The sequence below is a fragment of the Arthrobacter wenxiniae genome (assembly GCF_013376105.1).
GTDB lineage: Bacteria > Actinomycetota > Actinomycetes > Actinomycetales > Micrococcaceae > Specibacter > Specibacter wenxiniae.
Genome location: NZ_JAAMFM010000009.1, coordinates 32,762 through 53,092 on the forward strand (window position 1 = coordinate 32,762; position 20,331 = coordinate 53,092).

At 68.3% G+C, this 20,331-nt stretch carries 18 protein-coding genes; 9 read left to right on the forward strand and 9 right to left on the reverse strand.

What is annotated here, in order from left to right:
• The first annotated feature begins 144 nt into the window (after positions 1 to 144).
• From G6034_RS08170 to G6034_RS08180, 3 genes are read left to right on the forward strand one after another with little or no spacing between them, the layout of a single operon-like run.
• The gene (locus G6034_RS08170; RefSeq protein ID WP_343037985.1) at positions 145 to 1,137 is read left to right on the forward strand and encodes an ABC transporter ATP-binding protein; all 993 of its coding nucleotides are present in this window, start codon (positions 145 to 147) and stop codon (positions 1,135 to 1,137) included.
• Positions 1,134 to 1,904, forward strand: a complete 771-nt coding sequence (locus tag G6034_RS08175) for an ABC transporter permease (protein ID WP_176634616.1) — start codon at positions 1,134 to 1,136, stop codon at positions 1,902 to 1,904. The genes G6034_RS08170 and G6034_RS08175 overlap by 4 nt, the downstream gene beginning before the upstream one ends.
• A gap of 14 nt (positions 1,905 to 1,918) precedes the next feature.
• Positions 1,919 to 2,863, forward strand: a complete 945-nt coding sequence (locus tag G6034_RS08180; protein WP_343037986.1) for a COX15/CtaA family protein — start codon at positions 1,919 to 1,921, stop codon at positions 2,861 to 2,863.
• Positions 2,864 to 2,969: 106 nt separating this feature from the next.
• Here G6034_RS08180 and G6034_RS08185 read toward each other — a convergent pair whose 3' ends face one another.
• Positions 2,970 to 3,950, reverse strand: a complete 981-nt coding sequence (locus tag G6034_RS08185) for a heme o synthase (RefSeq protein WP_425485487.1) — start codon at positions 3,948 to 3,950, stop codon at positions 2,970 to 2,972.
• 358 nt (positions 3,951 to 4,308) lie between these two features.
• On the opposite strand from G6034_RS08185, the gene tkt reads away from it, so the two are divergent.
• The 6 genes from tkt (at position 4,309) to pgl (ending at position 12,596) form a co-directional block, all read left to right on the forward strand.
• Entirely contained in the window at positions 4,309 to 6,465 is a 2,157-nt protein-coding gene (gene tkt / locus G6034_RS08190; RefSeq protein WP_176634619.1) for a transketolase, read from the forward strand.
• A 66-nt stretch (positions 6,466 to 6,531) separates the two neighbouring features.
• Positions 6,532 to 7,653 (forward strand): transaldolase, encoded by a 1,122-nt coding sequence (tal, locus tag G6034_RS08195; protein ID WP_176634620.1) that lies wholly within the window; start codon positions 6,532 to 6,534, stop codon positions 7,651 to 7,653.
• 3 nt (positions 7,654 to 7,656) lie between these two features.
• Positions 7,657 to 9,294, forward strand: coding sequence for a glucose-6-phosphate isomerase (locus G6034_RS08200; RefSeq protein WP_176634621.1), 1,638 nt, complete (start codon positions 7,657 to 7,659; stop codon positions 9,292 to 9,294).
• A gap of 16 nt (positions 9,295 to 9,310) precedes the next feature.
• Positions 9,311 to 10,855, forward strand: a complete 1,545-nt coding sequence (gene zwf / locus G6034_RS08205) for a glucose-6-phosphate dehydrogenase (protein WP_176634622.1) — start codon at positions 9,311 to 9,313, stop codon at positions 10,853 to 10,855.
• Positions 10,852 to 11,793 carry a glucose-6-phosphate dehydrogenase assembly protein OpcA gene (locus G6034_RS08210; protein WP_176634623.1) on the forward strand — a complete coding sequence of 314 codons (942 nt, stop codon included), beginning with the start codon at positions 10,852 to 10,854 and terminating at the stop codon, positions 11,791 to 11,793. The genes zwf and G6034_RS08210 overlap by 4 nt, the downstream gene beginning before the upstream one ends.
• Complete coding sequence (pgl, locus tag G6034_RS08215) at positions 11,790 to 12,596, forward strand: 6-phosphogluconolactonase (RefSeq protein ID WP_176634624.1); 807 nt, start codon at positions 11,790 to 11,792, stop codon at positions 12,594 to 12,596. The genes G6034_RS08210 and pgl overlap by 4 nt, the downstream gene beginning before the upstream one ends.
• A gap of 75 nt (positions 12,597 to 12,671) precedes the next feature.
• Here the strand turns inward: pgl and secG are convergent, their stop codons facing one another.
• From secG to rapZ, 8 genes are all read right to left on the reverse strand, one after another.
• Positions 12,672 to 12,917, reverse strand: a complete 246-nt coding sequence (gene secG, locus G6034_RS08220; RefSeq protein WP_176634625.1) for a preprotein translocase subunit SecG — start codon at positions 12,915 to 12,917, stop codon at positions 12,672 to 12,674.
• Between the two features lie 228 nt (positions 12,918 to 13,145).
• Complete coding sequence (gene tpiA, locus G6034_RS08225; RefSeq protein ID WP_176634626.1) at positions 13,146 to 13,961, reverse strand: triose-phosphate isomerase; 816 nt, start codon at positions 13,959 to 13,961, stop codon at positions 13,146 to 13,148.
• Positions 13,962 to 14,062: 101 nt separating this feature from the next.
• On the reverse strand, positions 14,063 to 15,301 hold the full coding sequence (locus G6034_RS08230) for a phosphoglycerate kinase (protein WP_176634627.1): 1,239 nt from the start codon (positions 15,299 to 15,301) through the stop codon (positions 14,063 to 14,065).
• Between the two features lie 23 nt (positions 15,302 to 15,324).
• Positions 15,325 to 16,332, reverse strand: a complete 1,008-nt coding sequence (gene gap / locus G6034_RS08235) for a type I glyceraldehyde-3-phosphate dehydrogenase (RefSeq protein ID WP_176634628.1) — start codon at positions 16,330 to 16,332, stop codon at positions 15,325 to 15,327.
• 231 nt (positions 16,333 to 16,563) lie between these two features.
• Positions 16,564 to 17,190, reverse strand: coding sequence for a Fe-Mn family superoxide dismutase (locus tag G6034_RS08240; protein WP_176634629.1), 627 nt, complete (start codon positions 17,188 to 17,190; stop codon positions 16,564 to 16,566).
• A gap of 112 nt (positions 17,191 to 17,302) precedes the next feature.
• Entirely contained in the window at positions 17,303 to 18,283 is a 981-nt protein-coding gene (gene whiA / locus G6034_RS08245) for a DNA-binding protein WhiA (protein WP_176634630.1), read from the reverse strand.
• A 3-nt stretch (positions 18,284 to 18,286) separates the two neighbouring features.
• Complete coding sequence (locus G6034_RS08250) at positions 18,287 to 19,315, reverse strand: gluconeogenesis factor YvcK family protein (protein ID WP_176634631.1); 1,029 nt, start codon at positions 19,313 to 19,315, stop codon at positions 18,287 to 18,289.
• A gap of 3 nt (positions 19,316 to 19,318) precedes the next feature.
• A complete protein-coding gene (rapZ, locus tag G6034_RS08255; RefSeq protein WP_176634632.1) occupies positions 19,319 to 20,239 on the reverse strand; it encodes an RNase adapter RapZ in 921 nt (306 codons plus the stop codon).
• Between the last annotated feature and the right edge of the window lie 92 nt (positions 20,240 to 20,331).

Genomic DNA, 20,331 nt, shown 5'->3' on the forward strand with positions numbered 1-20,331 from the left:
ATAGGGGACACAACAATAAACAACACAATTATGTCGTAATTCACGCGGACTTTCCAGTAAGGCGACCCTACGCGGGCACGCACGGCGCCCGGACCGCCGTGGGACACTTCACCGGCGGGGTACTACATCACGTAGAATAGGCCCGTGACGCAGACTTCCCCTCCCGCTCCCGACGCCGCCCTCGTCATCTCCGGGCTCGTCAAGGACGTTGGTCCCATCGCCGCCCTTGACGGGCGGATGAAAAGGATCGTATCCAATATTAGCCTCCAGGCCCGGTTCGGCGAGGTGACGGCCCTGCTGGGCGCCAACGGCGCCGGCAAGACGACCACCATCGAATGTGCCCAGGGTCTGCAGAACCGCACCGGGGGCAGCATTTCACTGCTGGGCCGGGACCCGGATGATGCCGACGCAACCCTCCGCGCCCGGGTCGGCGTGATGCTTCAGGACGGCGGGCTTCCGCCCGCGGCGCGGCCTGTGACACTGCTGCGCCACGTGGCCAGCCTCTACAGCAACCCGCTCAGCGTAGACGCGCTCGTGGCCCGGCTGGGCATCGGCGAGTTCTCCGGCACCACCATCCGGCGTCTCTCCGGGGGGCAAAAGCAGCGCGTGGCCCTGGCCGCAAGCCTGCTGGGCAATCCCGAGATCCTGTTCCTGGACGAGCCCAGCGCCGGGCTGGACCCGCAGTCGCGCCTGATGGTCTTTGAGCTGATCCGTGAACTGCGCGACGCCGGAAAGGCGATCGTGCTCACCACGCACCTGCTCGACGACGCGCAGCGGCTGGCGGACTACGTCTACATTGTCAACCACGGCGAATCGGTCACCGAGGGCACCGTGCCGGAGCTGCTGAGCCAGTCGACGGCGTCGCAGTCCCACCGTGTCGTGACCTTTGAGGCGGCGCCGGGCCTGGACACGGCGGCCCTGGTCCACGACGGCGTACGCTGCGAGGAAACCCGGCCGGGCAGCTACCGGCTGGGCGGTGCGCTGGAACCGGCGGACCTGGGCCGCTTCGGCGGGTGGTGCGCCGGGCAGGGCATCATGCCCACCTCGGTCCACCTGGCGTCCCAGTCGCTGGAAGACGTGTTCCTGGCGATTGCGGCGTCCAAGGAACCCCTCGCACTGAAGACGGAGACCCGATGAGCACCTTGTTCCGTGACGCCCCCGCCGGACTGCCGGCCTCCCTTGCCCGCCGCGTGCTGAGCCAGGGACGTTATGAGGCCGCCGCCATGCTGCGCAACGGTGAACAGCTGGTGCTGATGATCGTCATGCCGCTGCTGGGCCTGATCGCCCTCGCCGTGACGCCCATCCTCGACGGCATGGGCAATTCCCGGATCAACATTGCCACGCCGGGCATCCTGGCGCTGTGCGCCTTATCCACCGCCTTCACCGGCCAGGGCATTGCGACGGGCTTTGACCGGCGCTACGGGGTGCTCCGCTTCCTTTCCACCACCCCGCTGGGCAAGGCCGGCCTCATTGCCGGGAAGGTCATCGCCGTGCTCGTGGCGCTGGCCATCCAGGTCGTCATCATCTCCACGGTGGCCGCCTTCCTGGGATGGCGTCCATCCGCCGCCGGAGTTGCGCTGGGGATCCCGCTGCTTGTGCTGGGCGCGGCCACGTTTACCGCGCTGGGCTTGTTGATCGCAGGGACCGTTCGGCCGGAGGCCACCCTGGCCATCACCAACCTTGGCTGGATCCTGCTGGCTGCCTTGGGCGGGATTGTCCTGCCGGCCGCCAAGTTCTCGGCCACCATGGCCGGGATCGTGGACTGGCTGCCGTCCGGCGCGCTGGGCACCCTCATGCGGGCCGCGCTGCTCCAGGGCCGCGTTGATGTTTTTGCAATTGTCATCCTGCTCGCCTGGGCCGTTGCCGGTTCCATCGCGGCGATCAAGTGGTTCAAATGGACCTGAAAGATGTGAATGAAGTGAGTCAAAGCAACACACTAAGATCCTTCACGGACAAGCTGCCCACCACCGTGACGCCCGCGATCCGCCGCCTCTCCGTGGGGCTGCTGATTGGGCAGGGCGTGCTGATTGTCTCCGGCGGCGTGGTGCGCCTGACCGGCTCCGGGCTGGGCTGTCCCACGTGGCCCAACTGCACGGCGGGGTCGCTGACCAACACGCCGGCCATGGGCATCCACGGCGTCATTGAGTTCACCAACCGGACCCTGACCTTTGCCCTGGCGGCCGTGGCCCTGGCCCTGCTGGTGGTGCTGTGGAACCTCCGCAAGGAGCGCAAGGACCTGTTCTGGCTCACGTTCTCGCTGCTGGCCAGCATCCCGGTCCAGGCCGTGATTGGCGGCATCACGGTGCTGACGGGCCTGAACCCCTACGTGGTGAGCCTGCACTTCCTGGTCTCCGCCGCCCTGGTGGTCTTCTCCATGCTGCTGGTCAACCGGGCCTACGGCCGCACCGGCCGGACCGCCCCCGCCCACGCCGTCCGGCCCCGCAAGACCATCCGACAGCTGGCCGTGGCGGCCGCCGTGTGCACCTACCTCGCCGTGGCGCTGGGCACGCTCGTCACGGGCACGGGCCCGCATTCCGGCGACGCCTCCTCCCCGCGCACCAACCTGGACGGCTACCTCGTCACGCGCATCCACGTGCTTCCGGTCTATGTCCTGGTGGCGGTCTCGGTGCTGCTGGTGGTGCTGCTGTGGGGCCGCGGCAGGAACGACATCCTGCGCAACGCATCCCTGCTGCTGATCGTCACGGTGGTGTACCAGGGCGCCATCGGCTACTGGCAGTACTTCACCGGCGTGCCCGTGTTCCTCGTCGGCCTGCACATGGTGGGCTCCTCCCTGCTGCTGGCCACGGGCACCAACATCGTTGACCTGGCCCTGCGCCGCGGCAAGGACCCCGTCCGCGCCTGACAGCCGGTTTCCCGGCCCCGCGGGCCGGCACAGCCAAACGGCACCCGCCCGCAAGGGGTGGGTGCCGCCGTCGTGCTTCGGGTTGGGGTCGGTGGTTCAGGGTACGTCAGCGCATCAAGGCCGCGCCGACGAACGGGTCCACGGCCAGGGACAGGAACACCAGCGTCAGGTAGGTGATGGAGACGTGGAAGACCTTCATGGCGTTCTTCTTGGTGACCAGGTCCTTCTTCGCATTGTTGTACAGCGTGTGGGCCTCGACCAGGAACCATGCGCCGGCGGCAACAGTCACCACGGCATAGACGATGCCCGCACCGCCCAGCGGGATCATGAGCAGCGAGCACGCCACCATGGCCCAGGTGTAGAGGACCACCTGCACGGCCACGGTGCGGGAGCCGGCCACGGCACCGAGCATGGGCACGTTCACGGCGTTGTAGTCGTCGCTGTAGCGCATGGACAGGGGCCAGTAGTGCGGCGGCGTCCACAGGAAGATGATCATGAACAGGATCACGGCCGGCCACTGGACGGTGTTCGTCACGGCGGACCAGGCGATGAGCACGGGCATGCAGCCCGCCGCGCCGCCCCACACGATGTTTTGCGTGGTGCGCCGCTTGAGGATCAGCGAGTACACCACCACGTAGAGGAAGATGGCGCCAACGCCGAGCAATCCGGTGAGCGGGTTGATGCTCCAGAGCAGCACCACGGCCAGGACGGTCAGCACCCAGGAGAAGACGAGGGCCTCGCGCGGGGTGATGACGCCGGTCACCAGCGGGCGCTGGGACGTGCGGTGCATGACCTTGTCGATGTCACGGTCGATGTAGCAGTTGAACGCGCCTGACGCGCCGGCCGCCAGGGCCCCGCCCACCATCGTCGCGACCATGAGCCACAGGCCCGGCAGGCCGCCCCTGCCCGAATGGCCCTGGGCGAAGAACATGGTGGGCAGCGTGGTGACCAGCAGCAATTCCACCACCCGGGGCTTGGTCAGGGCCAAATACCCCTTGGCCTTTGCGGAAAATCCCACCCGTGCGCCAGGCACTTCCGGTGAGGTTCCAGCGGTCGGGGCATGCGTTGCACTCACGTGTAATGTCACCATGTTCTCGTCGGTTGTTCACAACAGATTCTCTGGCTCGGCGCCGCGGGCCTGGCGCACCGCACCAGCCGGCCTGCGGGCGCGGGCGGGCCAAACCTCTAAATATCATAGCCGCCCCCGCGAGAAAAGACATGAACGGGCATAAGTCAAGTCTTTACGCCAAGTTCGTGAAAACTAGATCAAATGCCCCGCCGCCACCGGCTTTATGAATTGGCCGCCGCACGCCAGTTTGGCCCTCCACGGCACCCGTGGCGCTAAGCTGAAGAAAGATCAATAGTTTCAACGCTGGACAGTGCGCGGTGTCCGATGGCGGACGAGTTCACGCCCGCAGGCCATCCGTGTGCCCCGCACCTGCTTCATGCACGCACCCAACGAGAGGGACCTGTCAGTGTCTAATCCTGAATCAGCAACATTTTCCTGGACGTCCGAGGACCGGCGGGCAGTGGACACGGCGCGCGTCCTGGCTGCGGACGCCGTTGAGAAGGTGGGCAACGGGCACCCGGGAACCGCGATGTCCCTGGCCCCGGCCGCGTACCTCCTGTTCCAGAAGGTCATGCGCCATGACCCGAAGCACCCGAACTGGACCGGCCGCGACCGCTTCATCCTTTCCCCGGGCCACAGCTCGCTGACCCTGTACATCCAGCTCTTCCTCTCCGGCTACGGCCTGGAGCTGCAGGACCTGGAGGCGTTGCGCACCTGGGGCTCGCTGACCCCGGGCCACCCGGAGTACAAGCACACCAAGGGTGTGGAAATCACCACCGGCCCGCTGGGCCAGGGCCTGGCCTCCGCCGTTGGCTTCGCGTACTCCCAGCGCCGCATGCGCGGGCTCATGGACCCCGACGCCGCCCCCGGCACCAGCCCGTTCGACCACACCGTGTGGGTCATCGCCTCCGACGGCGACCTGCAGGAAGGCGTCACATCCGAGGCCTCCTCGCTGGCCGGCCACCAGGAACTCGGCAACATGGTGGTCATCTATGACTCCAACCACATCTCCATCGAGGACGACACCAACATCGCCTACTCGGAGGATGTGCTCAAGCGCTACGAGGCCTACGGCTGGCACGTCCAGCGCGTGGACTGGACCAAGACCGGCGAGTACGTCGAGGATGTGGCCGAGCTCAACGAGGCGCTGGCGGTTGCGAAGGCCGAGACGAACAAGCCCTCCATCATCCTGCTGCGCACCATCATCGGCTACCCGTCACCGAAGAAGCAGAACACCGGCGCGATCCACGGCTCGGCGCTCGGCGCCGCCGAGGTGGCGGCCCTGAAGGCCGAGCTCGGCTTTGACCCGGAGAAGCACTTCGACGTCGACCCCGCCATCCTGGCCCACGCCCGCCAGGTCGCCGAGCGCGGCGCGGCCGCCCACAAGGAATGGGATGCTGGCTTCAACGCCTGGAAGGCCGCCAACCCGGTCAACGCCGCCCTGCTGGCGCGCATCGAAAACAAGGAGCTCCCGGCCGGCTGGGAAAACACCCTCCCGGTGTTCGAGGCCGGCAAGGACGTCTCCACCCGCGTCGCCTCGGGCAAGGTCCTCAACGGGATCGGCGGCGTGCTGCCGGAACTCTGGGGCGGCTCCTGCGACCTCGCCGGCTCCAACAACACCACCATCGACGGATACGGCTCCTTCGTCCCGGCGTCCAAGCAGACCGACACCTGGTCCGGCGGACCCTACGGCAGGGTGCTGCACTTCGGCATCCGCGAGCATGCCGCGGCCTCGATCGTCAACGGCATCCACCTGGGCGGGCCCACCCGGGCGTTCTCGGGCACCTTCTTGATCTTCAGCGACTACCAGCGCCCGGCCATCCGCCTCTCCGCGTTGATGGGCGTCCCGTCCATCTACGTCTGGACGCACGACTCCATCGGCCTGGGCGAGGACGGCCCCACCCACCAGCCCGTGGAGCAGCTCGCCACGCTGCGCGCCATCCCGGGCCTGGACGTGGTCCGCCCGGGCGACGCGAACGAGGTGGCCGCCGCCTGGAAGAAGATCCTGGAAACCACCGACCACCCGGCCGGCATCGTGCTCACCCGCCAGAACATCCCCACCTTTGCCCGCGGCACGGGCGCGGCGACGGCCACCGAGTTCGGTTCCGCCGCCGGCGCGGCCCAGGGCGGCTACGTCCTGGCCGAAGCAGTGCGCGACGGCGCCGTGGCCACGCCCGACGTGATCCTGATCGCCACCGGCTCCGAGGTCCAGCTGGCCGTGGAGGCCCGCGAAGCACTCCAGGCCGACGGCATCGCCACCCGCGTGGTCTCGATGCCGTCGGTGGAGTGGTTCCACGCCCAGCCCGCCGAGTACCGCGAGTCCGTGCTCCCCGCCGCCGTCAGGGCCCGCGTCTCCGTGGAGGCCGGGGTCGCCCTGACCTGGCGCGAGTTCGTCGGCGACGCCGGACGCTCCATTTCGCTGGAGCACTTTGGCGCCTCGGCCGACTACAAGCGCCTGTTCCAGGAATTCGGCATCACCACCGAGGCAGTCACAGCCGCCGCCAAGGACTCCCTCGCCGCCGCCGGCGCCTAGCAGCCCCCGCCGTCGAACCGCCGACTCCCCCTGTCCATCATTTTTGAAGGAAAGAAGCAAGCAGACATGACTACCAACTCACCCACCGCCCAGCTCTCGGCCGCCGGCGTGTCCATCTGGCTCGACGACCTCACCCGCACCCGCCTGACGGACGGCAGCCTGCAGAAGCTCATCGACGAGAGGAACGTCGTCGGCGTCACCACGAATCCCAGCATCTTCGAGGCCGCCATCACCAAGAGCGACGCGTACAAGTCGTCCCTGAAGGACTTCTCCGCCAAGGGCGTCCACTCCGAGGAAGCCGTGTTTGAAATGACCACGGAGGACGTCGCCAACGGCTGCGACGTTTTCGCAGGCGTGGCCGCGGCCACCAAGGGCGTGGATGGCCGCGTCTCCATCGAGGTGGACCCCCGCAAGGCCTGGGACACCGAGGGCACCATCGCCGAGGCCAAGCGCCTCTACGCGAAGGTCAACAAGAAGAACGTCTACATCAAGATCCCGGCCACCGTGGAGGGCCTGGAGGCCATCACGGCAACCCTGGCCGAGGGCATCAGCGTCAACGTGACCCTGATTTTCTCGCTGGAACGCTACCGCGCCGTGGTCAACGCCTTCCTCAGCGGCCTGGAAAAGGCGAAGGCCAACGGCCACAACCTCGCCGACATCCACTCGGTGGCGTCCTTCTTCGTCTCCCGCGTGGACACCGAGATCGACAAGCGCCTGGACGCCCTCGGCACCGACGAGGCGAAGGGCCTGAAGGGCAAGGCCGGCCTGGCCAACGCCCGCCTGGCCTACCAGGTCTTCGAGGAAGTCTTCTCCTCCGAGCGCTGGGCCCTCCTGGCCGACGCCGGCGCCCTCCCCCAGCGGCCCCTGTGGGCTTCCACGGGTGTCAAGGACCCAGCCTACCCCGACACGCTGTACGTCACGGGCCTGGTGGCCAGGAACGTTGTCAACACCATGCCGGAAAAGACGCTCGACGCGACCTTCGACCACGGTGAGGTCACGGGCGACACCATCACCGGCACCTACGACGAATCCAACGCGCTGCTTAACAGGCTCGAGGGCCTGGGCATCTCCTACAACGACGTTGTGGGCCTGCTGGAGACGGAAGGACTGGACAAGTTCGTGGCCAGCTGGAAGGACCTGCTCACCCACGTGCAGGACGCCCTCAACGCCGCAGGCAAGGACGCATAGCCGATGACGACTCTCGCATTCGCGGCCACCGGCGCCGCACAGGCCGCCGGGTTGCTCCACCTCGACACACTCGTGGCCGACCAGGTGGCATCCAAGATCTTTGCCAAGGACCCCGCCCTGTGGGGCCCCGACGCCGAGTCCGAATCCGCCATCCGCCTCGGCTGGGTGGAAGCCCCCGGGGTCTCAGCCCCGCTCGTCACCGAGATTAATGCACTGCGCGCCGAACTGGCCGCCGAGGGCGTGACCCACATTGTCCTCTGCGGCATGGGCGGCTCCTCCCTGGCGCCCGAGGTCATCGCCGCCACGGCCGGCGTCGACCTGACCGTGCTGGACAGCACCGAGCCCGGCCAGGTCCGTGCGGCCGTGGCCGACCGACTGGCGCACACCGCGATTGTGGTGTCCTCCAAGTCCGGTTCCACCCTGGAGACCGACTCGCAGCGGCGCATCTTCGAGCAGGAATTCACCGCCGCCGGGATCGAGGCAAGGCAGCGGATCGTGGTCGTCACCGACCCCGGCTCGCCGCTGGACAAGGCGGCCCGCCAGGCCGGGTACCGCAAGGTGTTCAATGCGGACCCCAACGTGGGCGGGCGCTACTCGGGCCTGACTGCGTTCGGCCTGGTCCCGTCCGGCCTGGCCGGCGTGGACGTCCAGGCGCTGCTCGACTCCGCGGAGGAAGCCGCCGAGTTCCTGCGCGAGGACGACGCCGACAACATCGGCCTGCGCCTCGGCGCGGCCCTGGGCGGCACCGCCCCGCTGCGCAACAAGGTGGTCATTGTCGACGAAGGCTCCGGCATTGTCGGATTCGCCGACTGGGCCGAACAGCTTATCGCCGAATCCACCGGCAAGCTTGGCACGGGCCTCCTCCCGGTCGTGGCCGGCCCGGCCTCCCCCGAGGTCACCGAAGGCCTCGCCGACGTCCTGGTGGTCCGGCTGGTGGCCGGGGACGCCGACGTCGAACTTCGCGACAATGAAGTGAGCATCGCCGGGGACCTGGGGGCGCAGATGATGGTCTGGGAGTTCGCCACGGCCGTGGCAGGACGCCTGCTGGGCATCAACCCCTTCGACCAGCCGGACGTGGAGGCCGCCAAGGCCGCCGCGCGCGGCCTGCTCGACGCCACGCCGGCACCCACCCCGGCCGTCTTCACCGAGGGCGCCATCGAGGTCCGCGCGGCCAACGCCGACGCCGGCTGGCTGACAGGGGTGTCAACGGTCACCGGCGCCCTCACCGCCTTGATCGGGACACTTCCCGCGGACGGCTACCTCAGCGTCCAGGCCTACCTGGACAGGCTCGCCAACGCCCCCCTCGCCGGCATCCGCGACAAGCTGGCGGGCGCAACGGCCCGCCCTGTCACCTTCGGCTGGGGGCCGCGGTTCCTGCACTCGACCGGCCAGTTCCACAAGGGCGGCCCCGCCATTGGCGTATTCCTCCAGGTGACCGGCGACGCGGCGCAGGACCTGGCCATCCCGGAGCGGCCGTTCACCTTTGGACAGCTGATCGCCGCCCAAGCTGCCGGCGACGCCGCGGTGCTGGCCGACCACGGCCGCCCCGTGCTGCGCCTGCACCTGACGGACGTCGACACCGGCGTTGAACAATTAAAGACTGCGGTGGCCGCGCTTGCGGGCCTCCGCACCGAAGCCTAAGGCCGAACCTCCCCCCATGCCCATGAACGCTGACACACAACAAGCCAATCCGCTCCGGGACAGCCGCGATCGCCGGTTGTCCCGGGTGGCGGGCCCGTCGTCGCTGGTGCTCTTCGGGGTCACCGGGGACCTGGCCCGTAAGAAGCTCATGCCGGCCGTGTACGACCTGGCCAACAGGGGATTGCTGCCGCCGAGTTTTGCCTTGGTGGGCTTTGCCCGGCGTGACTGGGACCGTGCGGACTTCGCCGCGGAGGTCAAGGCCTCCGTCCAGGCGCACAGCCGCACCCCCTTTGACGAGGCCGTCTGGAACCAGTTGAGCGAGGGCATCCGCTTTGTCCAGGGCACCTTCGACGATGATGCCGCGTTTGAACGGCTCAAGGCCACCCTGGCCGGGCTCGATGAACAGCGTGGCACGCAGGGCAACCATGCGTTCTACCTCTCGATCCCGCCGAAGGCCTTCGAGCAGGTCTGCCGCCAGCTCTCCGGGCACGGGCTGGCCCAGGGCGGGCCGGACTGCTGGCGCCGGGTGGTCATTGAGAAGCCGTTCGGGCACAACCTGGCCTCGGCCAGGGCGCTGAACGACATTGTCGAATCGGTGTTCCCGCCCGATGCCGTGTTCCGGATCGATCATTACCTGGGCAAGGAAACCGTCCAGAACATCCTGGCCCTGCGCTTCGCCAACCAGTTCTTCGAGCCGTTGTGGAACGCGAACTATGTGGACCATGTGCAGATCACCATGGCCGAGGACATCGGCACGGGCGGGCGGGCCGGGTACTACGACGGGGTGGGCGCGGCCCGGGACGTCATCCAGAACCACCTGCTGCAGCTGCTGGCGCTGACGGCCATGGAGGAGCCCATTTCCTTCAACGCCGAGGACCTGCGCGCGGAGAAGGAAAAGGTCCTGGCGGCCGTGAAGCTGCCGGCGGATTTGTCCGGCCATTCCGCGCGCGGGCAGTTCGCGGGCGGGTGGCAGGGCGGGGAGCAGGTGCTTGGCTACCTTCAGGAGGAGGGGATCCCGGCGGACTCCACGACCGAGACGTACGCGGCGGTCCGGCTGGACATCAACACCCGGCGCTGGTCGGGGGTGCCGTTCTACCTGCGGGCCGGCAAGCGCCTGGGCCGGCGCGTGACGGAGATCGCGGTGGTCTTCAAGCGCGCCCCGAACCTGTTGTTCACCGACCACGCCGAGGACGACTTCGGGCAGAACGCCGTGGTGATCCGGGTCCAGCCCGACGAGGGCGTCACGATCCGTTTTGGCTCCAAGGTCCCGGGGACGCAGATGGAGGTCCGCGACGTCACGATGGACTTTGGCTACGGGCACGCCTTCACCGAATCCAGCCCGGAAGCCTACGAGCGGCTGATCCTGGACGTCCTGCTCGGCGAGCCGCCGCTGTTCCCGCGGCACCAGGAAGTGGAGCTGTCCTGGAAGATCCTGGACCCGTTCGAGGACTTCTGGGCGGCCGAAAACATCCAGCCCGAGGCCTACGAGCCCGGCAGCTGGGGGCCGGCCTCGGCCGATGACCTGTTGAAGCGAGACGGAAGGACGTGGCGGCGACCGTGATCGTTGACCTACCCAGCACCACCACCTCGAAGATCACCAAAAGGATCGTCAAGATGCGCGAACAGGGCGGCGTTGTCACCCTGGGCCGGGTCCTGACCCTGGTGGTCATCACCCAAAACGGGCAGGAGGAGGCGGCCATTGCGGCCGCCAACCTCGCCAGCCGCGAACATCCCTGCCGCATCATCGTCCTGGCCGCTGGCTCGGCCGGGGAGCCCACGCGCCTGGACGGGGAAATCCGGGTCGGCGGGGACGCCGGCGCCTCCGAGGTGATCGTGCTGCGCGGCTACGGCGAACTCGCCGCCGAAAGCGAGTCCGTGGTCTCCGCGCTCCTGCTTCCCGACGCCCCCATCGTGGCCTGGTGGCCCAACGAGGCCCCCGATTCCGTCAGCACGAGCCCGGTGGGCCGCATCGCCCACCGCCGCATCACCGACTCCGCCGGCCAGGCCGATCCCCGCGCGGCACTGGAACACATCGGCGCCACCTACGCCGCCGGCGACACCGACCTGGCCTGGACCCGGCTGACCAACTGGCGCATCCAACTCGCCGCCGTCCTGGACCAACTGGACACCGCAGGCCCCATCACGGGCCTGCAGGTGGAGGGCGCCAGCGACTCCCCCAGCACGCTGCTGCTGGCGTCCTGGCTGCACCGCGCCCTGGGCGCCCCCATCACCGTGACGGAGGACCCCCGTGGCACCGGCATCCGCCGCGTGGTCCTGGAACGTGAGGGGGGCAACGTCGAACTCTACCGCCCCGGCACCATCGAGGCCGTGCTGACCCAGCCCGGCCAGCCCGTGCAGCAGATATCCCTTCCGCGGCGCACCCTGCAGGACTGCCTCGCCGAGGAATTGCGTAGGCTGGACCCCGACGAGGTCTTCGGCGAAGTCATCACCGAAGGCATGAGGAAGCTGTTGGCGGAAGAAAAGGTAATCACGGCATGAGCCACAATGTACGCATCACCCTGCACCCCTCCTTCGACGTGCTTGCGGCCACCACGGCGGCGCGGCTCATCACGCGGCTGCTGGACGTCCAGAGCGAACGCGGCGAGGCATCGGTGGTCTTGACCGGAGGCAGCGTCGGCATTGCCACGCTGAAGGCCCTTGCGGAATCGCCTGCGCGCCTGGCCGTGGACTGGGCCAAGGTGAACATCTGGTTTGGCGACGAACGCTTTGTGCCCGCGGATTCCGCGGACCGCAACGCCGGCCAGGCCGCCGGCGCGCTGCTGGACCACATCGACGTGGATCCCGCCCGCGTGCACTTCATGGCGGCATCCGATGCGGTGGAGGACCTGGACGCGGCCGTGGCCGACTACACGGCCCAGCTCGCGGCAGCGGCGCAGCAGGAATGGGAGAATGACGACGACGACCGTTCCGAGTCCGCCCCAGCCCTCCCGCGCTTCGACGTGCTGCTGCTGGGCCTGGGCCCGGACGCGCACATCGCCTCGCTGTTTCCGGAGATGTCCGGCATCCGCAGCCGCGGGGTGCCCGTGGTGGGGGTCGTCAACTCCCCCAAGCCCCCGGCGTCGCGCGTTTCCCTGACGCTGGAGGCCATCAACACGGCCCAGGAAATCTGGATCGTGGCGGCCGGCGCGGACAAGGCCGCCGCCGTGGGGCTGGGCCTGGCCGGCGCCAACCCGGTGCAGGTGCCCGCGTCCGGCGCCCGCGGGCTCAACAAGACGCTGTGGCTGATCGACCAGGAAGCCGCCGCAAAGGTTCCCGAGCAGCTCATGCGCCGCGACACCTGACGCGGGAAAGGTCCCGTCCGGACTGCTCCGGACGGGACCTTTCCTTGTCCCCGCGCCATTTTGTCTGCAGTCCGCCTACGTGGCGTAGGACATGACCAGGCCCAGGCCGATAATGACCACGCCCCAGGTGATGCCGAGCACGACGGTGAATCGGTTGAGGTTGCGCTCGGCCACGCCGGAGGAGCCGAGGTTGGAGCTCATGCCGCCGCCAAACATGTCCGAGAGCCCGCCGCCCCGGCCCTTGTGGAGCAGGATCAGCAGGGTCAGCAGCAGGCTGGTGACACCCAGCAGGATCTGCAGGGCAATTTTCAGTGCTTCCACTTGAGGCCTTTCAGCGTGGTTCGTCTCATTGTCCAAGTCGCTCCCAAGTCTAGCGGTGTCCGTCCGTACATTGCGAACGCGCGCGGGGACGGCGTGGTGGGCCCACGCGCCCGAGGGGCCCCGTCTCGGCTCGCTTGCGAACGCGCGCGGGGACGGCGTGGTGGGCCCACGCGCCCGAGGGGCCCCGTCTCGGCTCGCTTGCGAGCCGAGACGGGGAGGGCGTGGGGACTAGTTAGTGACGAGGTGGTTTTCGAAGCGGGCAATGTTCGCGAACTCGCCGGCGTCGAGGCTGGCCCCTCCCACCAGGACACCGTCGACGTCGCGCTCGGCCATGATCGCCGCAACGTTGGCCGCCTTGACGGAGCCGCCGTACAGCAGGCGGGTCTTGGCTGCGGTGTCCGCGTCGAACAGTTTGGACAGCTCGGCCCGGATGGCGGCGCAGAGCTCCTGGGCGTCCGCCGGTCCGGCCACTTCGCCGGTGCCGATGGCCCAGATGGGCTCGTAGGCGATGACCAGCTGGGCTGCCTGCGCGGCGTCCAGGCCGGCGACGGCGGCGCGCACCTGGGCGAGGGTGTGCTCCACGTGGGTGCCTGCCTGGCGGATCTGCAGCCCCTCGCCGGCACACAGCACGGGCGTGAGGCCGTGGCGGAAGGCGGCCTTGACCTTGGCGTTGAGCAGTTCGTCGCTTTCGCCGTGGATCTCGCGCCGTTCGCTGTGCCCAACCAGCACGTAGCTGCAGCCGAGCTTGTTCAGGAAGGCTCCGGAGATGTCACCGGTGTAGGCGCCCGAATCCTTGTCGGAGAGGTCCTGGGCGCCGTAGCTGAGCTTGAGCTTGTCGCCCTGCACCAGTGTCTGCACGCCGCGAATGTCGGTGAACGGGGGGAAGACGGAAACTTCAACCCGGGAAAAGTCGTGCCGGGCGTCGGACAGCGTCCATGCGAGCTTCTGCAGCAGCGTGATGCCCTGGACGTGGTCCATGTTCATCTTCCAGTTGCCGGCAATCAGCGGTGTGCGGTCAAATGTCCCGTTGGTCGAAGTGGTCATCGCTCTCTCGTTTCTTGCAGTGCTCGAAATGGAAATCATGGCGGCCCGGCGTGGGGCGCGCCTCCCGGCGGCGGCAGTCTTCCTGCCGCCGCCGGGTGTGGCTAACGCTCCAGCGCGTTCAGGCCGGGCAGGTCCTTGCCCTCGAGGAATTCCAGGCTGGCCCCGCCACCGGTGGAAATGTGGCCAAAGTCGTCGTCGGCGAACCCGAGCGTGCGCACGGCGGCGGCCGAGTCCCCGCCGCCCACGACGGTGAAGCCGCCCCGCGCCGTGTTCTCCGCCAGCGCGGCCGCAATGGCCCGCGTGCCCTCGGCGAACGCCGGGAACTCGAACACGCCCATGGGCCCGTTCCAGAACACCGTCTTCGCCGTGGCAATGGCCGCGGCGAAGGCCGCACCGGACTCCGGGCCGATGTCAAGGCCCAGCCCGGCGGCGCCGAAGCTGGAGGACTCGATGGCGTCCGCGGCGACCGTTTCGTGGGCGGCATCGGCGGAGAAGCCGGCGGCCACCACGATGTCGGTGGGGAGCACGAACGTGGTCCCTGCCGCTTCGGCCCGCCTGAGGTAGTCCTGGACAACGGGGATCTGGTCCGTTTCCAGCAGCGACGCCCCCACCTTGTGGCCTTGCGCGGCCAGGAAGGTGAAGAGCATGCCGCCGCCCACCAGGATGGTGTCGGCCTTGCCCAGCAGGTTGTCAATGACGGCGAGCTTGTCGGAGACCTTCGAGCCGCCGAGGACCACCACATAGGGGCGGACCGGGTCCCGGGTCAGCCTGGTCAGCACTTCCAGCTCCGTGCGCACCAAGTCGCCCTGGTAGGACGGGAGCGCCTTGGCGATGTCACAGACGCTGGCGTGCTTGCGGTGGACGGCGCCAAAGGCGTCGTCCACATAGGCGCCGTTGTCCCCGGTCAGGGCGGCGAGCTCGGACGCAAAGGCCGCGCGTTCGGCGTCGTCCTTGGATGTTTCCCGCGCGTCGAAGCGCACGTTCTCCAGGACCAGCACGGAACCGTCCTTCAGCGCCGCCGCGGCTGCCTGGGCCGCGGGGCCGGTGGTGTCCGCCGCCAGGGTGGCGTTCAGTTCCGGCGCCAGTTCCGCGAGTCGGGCCACCGCCGGTGCCAGGGAATACTTCGCGTCGGGGGTGCCCTTGGGGCGGCCCAGGTGGGCGCAGACCAGGACCTTGGCGCCGGCGGCGGCCAGTGCCCTGATCACGGGCAGGGAGGCCTTGATGCGGCCGTCGTCACTCACGGAAGCGCCGTCGAGCGGCACGTTCAAATCACTACGGATAAGAACGTGCCGCCCGCGGACACCTTCATCGACGAGTTCGCTGAGGGTGTGAAGTGTCATGCTGTTTTTTGCCTAACTTCGCCTTAGAGCTTGGATGCAACGAGTTCGGTCAGGTCGACCAGGCGGTTGGAGTAGCCCCATTCGTTGTCGTACCAGGAGACCACCTTGACCTGGTTGCCAATGACCTTGGTCAGGCCCGCGTCAAAGATGGACGACGCCGGGTCCCCGACGATGTCCGAGGAGACGATCGGGTCCTCCGTATAGCTCAGGTAGCCGGCGAGCCTGCCTTCGGCGGCGGCAGCCTTGTAGGCGGCGTTGACTTCCTCGACGGTGACCTCACGGCTGAGGGTGGCGGTCAGGTCGGTGGCCGAGCCGGTGGGGACGGGGACGCGGATGGCGTAGCCGTCGAGCTTGCCCTTGAGCTCCGGCAGGACCAGGCCGATCGCCTTCGCGGCACCGGTGGAGGTCGGGATCATGTTGATGGCGGCGGCGCGCGCACGGCGCAGGTCCCTGTGGGGGCCGTCCTGCAGGTTCTGGTCGGCAGTGTAGGCGTGCACGGTGGTCATGAGGCCGCGCTCGATGCCAAAGCTGTCGTTGAGGACCTTGGCCAGCGGGCCCAGGCAGTTGGTGGTGCAGGAGGCGTTCGAGATGATGTGGTGCGCGGCGGGGTCGTACCGTTCGTCGTTGACGCCCAGGACGATCGTGATGTCCTCGTCGGAGGCCGGCGCGGAGATGAGGACCTTCGTGGCTCCCGCATCGATGTGCTTCTGCGCGTCCGAGGCCTTCGTGAAGAAGCCGGTGGACTCGACGACGATGTCCACGCCCAGCTCGCCCCAGGGCAGCTTGGCGGGGTCGCGCTCGGCCAGGACCTTGATCTTCCTGCCGTCAACCACCAGGTGGCCGTCGACAACGTCGACGCTCACGGGGAGGCGGCCGTTGACGGAGTCATACTTGAGCAGGTGTGCCAGCGCCTCGGGGCTTGTGAGGTCGTTGACCGCGACGATTTCAAGATCGGCACCCTGTGCCAGCGCTGCGCGGAAATAGTTGCGGCCGATGCGGCCGAAGCCGTTGATGCCAATACGTGTAGTCACTGATTCTCTCTCCTTGGTGCCTGGGGCACCCATTGTCTGGCCGGGTGCTTGCACTCAACCGATGGTTCCCGCACGACGTTGGGCAGAGATTTCTTCAAGGCGCGCCTTGCGATGTGCACGCCGTGATCCATATTACGTTCCATGGGGCCCGCCCCGCCAATTTGGGCGGGCCGGGCGTCCACAGAGTGGTCACACGCGCGCGGCAGGGGGCCGCGCACGCTTGTTTGTCGCCTATGGCAGGACGATCAGCCCGGTGGCGTTTTTGCGGGCGGCGTCGAAGCGCTTGGCGACGTCGGCCCAGTTGACGATGTTCCAGAAGGCCTTGACGTAGTCGGCCTTGACGTTGACGTAGTCAAGGTAGAAGGCATGCTCCCACATGTCGAGCATGAGGAGCGGGGTGGTGGCGACGGGGACATTGCCCTGCTGGTCGAAGAGCTGCTCGATGATGATGTTGCCGCCGAGGCCTTCGAAGGACAGCAGCGCCCAGCCGGACCCCTGGATGCCGAGGGCGGCTGCGGTGAAATGTGCGCGGAAGGCGTCAAAGGAGCCGAAGGCGTCATCGATGGCCGCGGCCAGTTCGCCCTCGGGCTTGTCGCCGCCCTCGGGTGAGAGGTTGTTCCAGAAAATGGAGTGGTTGGTGTGTCCGCCAAGGTTGAATGCGAGGTCCTTGGAGTACTTGGCGACGTTGGCGAAGTTGTTGCTCGCGCGTGCTTCAGCGAGCTGCTCCAGTGCCGTGTTGGCGCCGGCAACGTACGCGGCATGGTGCTTGCTGTGGTGCAGTTCCATGATGCGGGCGGAAATGTTCGGCTCCAGGGCAGCGTAGTCATAGCTGAGGTCTGGAAGTGTGTACTTGGTCACGGTTCCTCCGTTGCGATTCTTCTGGTGGGTTGGCGCCGGGGCGTGAACCCCGGGCAAACTGCATAACCGGTGTGGTGCCGGTTATGTTTCTACTCTTTCATATTAGGCACATTTACGATTCCAACATGTCGAACGTGACACTTGATTCGGTGCCCGGGATGCCCAGGTCCAGTGCCTTCTTGTCCGCCATGGCCAGCAGGCGGCGGATCCGCCCGGCAATGGCGTCCTTGGTCAGCGGCGGGTCCGCCAGGCGGCCGAGCTCGTCCAGGCTGGCCTGCTTGTGGGCCACCCGCAGCTCGCCGGCGTACTTGAGGTGCTCCGGGACGTCGTCGCCGAGGATTTCCAGGGCCCTGTCCACGCGGGCCCCGGCGGCGACGGCGGCCTGTGCCGAGCGGCGCAGGTTGGCGTCGTCAAAGTTGGCCAGCCGGTTGGCTGTGGCCCGCACCTCCTTGCGCATGCGCCGCTCCTCCCAGACCAGGAGGGTTTCGTGGGCGCCCATGCGCACGAGCAGCTCGGCGATGGTGTCGCCGTCGCGGATCACCACCCTGTCAATGCCGCGCACCTCGCGGGCCTTGGCGGCAATGTCGATGCGGCGGGCGGCACCCACCAGCGCCAGGGCGGCCTCCGGGCCGGGGCACGTGACTTCCAGGGCCGAGGAGCGGCCGGGCTCGGTCAGCGAGCCGTGCGCCAGGAACGCGCCGCGCCACACGGCCTCGGCGTCGGCGGCGGAGCCGTTGACGACGACGGACGGCAGCCCGCGCACGGGCCGCCCACGGCCGTCGAGCAGGCCGGTTTGGCGGGCCAGCGCCTCGCCGTCGCGGACCACGCGGACCACATAGCGGCTGCCCCGGCGCAGCCCGCCGCCGGAGACCACGATGATTTCGCTGTGGTGGCCGTAAATCTCCGCGATGGCCACACGCAGGCGCCGGGCCGTGGCGGCGGAATCAACCTCCGCCTCAATCACGATCCGCCCGGAAATGATGTGCAGGCCGCCGGCAAAGCGCAGCAGGGCCGACACTTCCGCCTTGCGCACCGAGGATTTCTTGATGTCCAGCCTGGACAGTTCCTCTTTGACCGATGCTGTCAGCGCCATGGTTCAGCCCTTCACTTTCAAATGCTGGTTGTCCCCAAAAATGTCCCGGTATGCCGCCGCCAGCCGCAAGGGGTCGTGGACGGAAGTTCCTGCGGAACTCCCCACTTTACCGAACACCACCTCGGCCCCCAGCATCGCTGCCGCCTCGGTGAAACCGGCCACGTCGGCGATGGAGGAAGGGTCGGCCAGGACCACGTCGACCCCGAAGTCCGGTGCGTAGCGGGAAATGACCCGCAGGTGGCCGGCCGCGTCCAGGCCGGTGGCCTCGAGGTCGTTGACGTCAAGGTTCATGGTCAGCAGCCGTCGGGCCCGGGTGGTGCACAGCGCCTCCCGCATGTCCGGCAGCAGCAGGTGCGGCAGGACGGAGGTGTACCAGGATCCGGGGCCCAGCACCACCCAATCGGCCCCGTGGATGGCCGTGACCGCCTCAACGCAGGCCGGGGCGTCCTCGGGCAGCAGCCGGACGTTGTCCAGTCCGCCGGCCTTGGCGAGCCGGGCCTGTCCCCGGATGACCTGCCCCTGCGGGTGGGCGGCGTCCACGGTGGCCACCACACGGCCCTCGATGGTCAGCGGCACGCTGGCCATTGGCAGGACTTCGCCGCGGGCGCCCAGCAGGGCCCCCGCCCACCGGAGGCCGGCCACGGTGTCGCCGAGGAGCTCCCAGAGGGTGACGATGAGCAGGTTGCCCAGCGCGTGGTTGTCGAGGGAGCCGGCAGTCCCGTTGCGGGACGTGAAGCGGTGCTGCATGACGTCGCGCCAGGTCCGGCCCCAGTCCGTGTCGTCGCACAGCGCGGCCAGGGCCATGCGCAGGTCGCCGGGCGGCAGGACGCCCAACTCTTCGCGCAGGCGGCCGGAGGAGCCGCCGTCGTCCGCCACGGTGACCACGGCAGTGAGGTTGCTCGTCAGCAGGCGCAGCGCGGAGAGCGAGGCGGCCAGGCCGTGGCCGCCGCCCAGGGCCGTGACCTTCACCCCGGACTCGAAGGCCGGCAGCCGCCCGCCGGCCGGAATGATCGGCAGGATGCCCGTGTACACCTGCTACTCCCGGCCCAGGTCGCGGTGCCGGATGCTGGTGGTGACCCTCGGGTACTGGCTCAGCCGCTTGGCCAGCTCGATGGCCACGGCCACGGAACGATGCTTGCCGCCAGTGCAGCCGACGGCAATCGTGGCGTAGTGCTTGTTTTCCCGGCGGTACCCCTCCAGGACGGGCTCGAGGGCGTGCACGTAGCGTTCCACGAAGTCGGCGGCCCCATGGTCCTTGAGCACGAAGTCGCTCACCGCCGCATCCTCGCCTGTGAGGGGGCGCAGTTGGGGGACCCAGTGCGGGTTGGGGATGAAGCGCACGTCCGCCACGAAATTGGCGTCCACCGGCAGGCCGTACTTGAAGCCGAAGCTCATGATGGTCAGGGCCAGGACCACGGGACCGGATTCGGAGAACAGCTCCGTCACGGCGGCGCCGAGCTCGTGGACGTTCAGGGCTGTGGTGTCCAGGACCATTTCGGCCTGTGACTTCATCTCGGCGAGCAGCTGGCGTTCGGAGCCGATCCCGTCCAGGATGCGGCCGTCCTTTTGCAGCGGGTGCGGGCGGCGGGCCAGTTCAAAGCGGCGCACCAGCGTTTCGTCGCTGGCGTCCAGGAACAGCACCCGGTAGGCCACGCCCGCGGAGGAGAGGGCGTTGAGCGACTCCCGGATGTCGGCAAACAGGGCCTTGCCGCGCACGTCCACCACCACGGCCAGTTTCGGCAGGGCGCCTGGCATCCGCGAGACCAGTTCCGACAGCGCGGCCAGCATCTGCGGCGGCAGGTTTTCAATGACGTACCAGCCCAGGTCCTCCAGCGCGTTGGCGGCGGTGCTGCGGCCGGCGCCCGACATGCCGGTGACCACCAGCAGTTCCGGTTCGACAGGCTTGACCGGCGTCAGGGGGCTGCCCTCGGTTGCTGGCTCTTGGTGCCCGGTCATTGCGCTCCCTTGAAGTCAGTGGCGTGGAAAGCCCGCCTGCAGTGCAGGGTGGGACGTTTTGTTACTGCCAGCCTAGAGGAATTTCCCGCCGG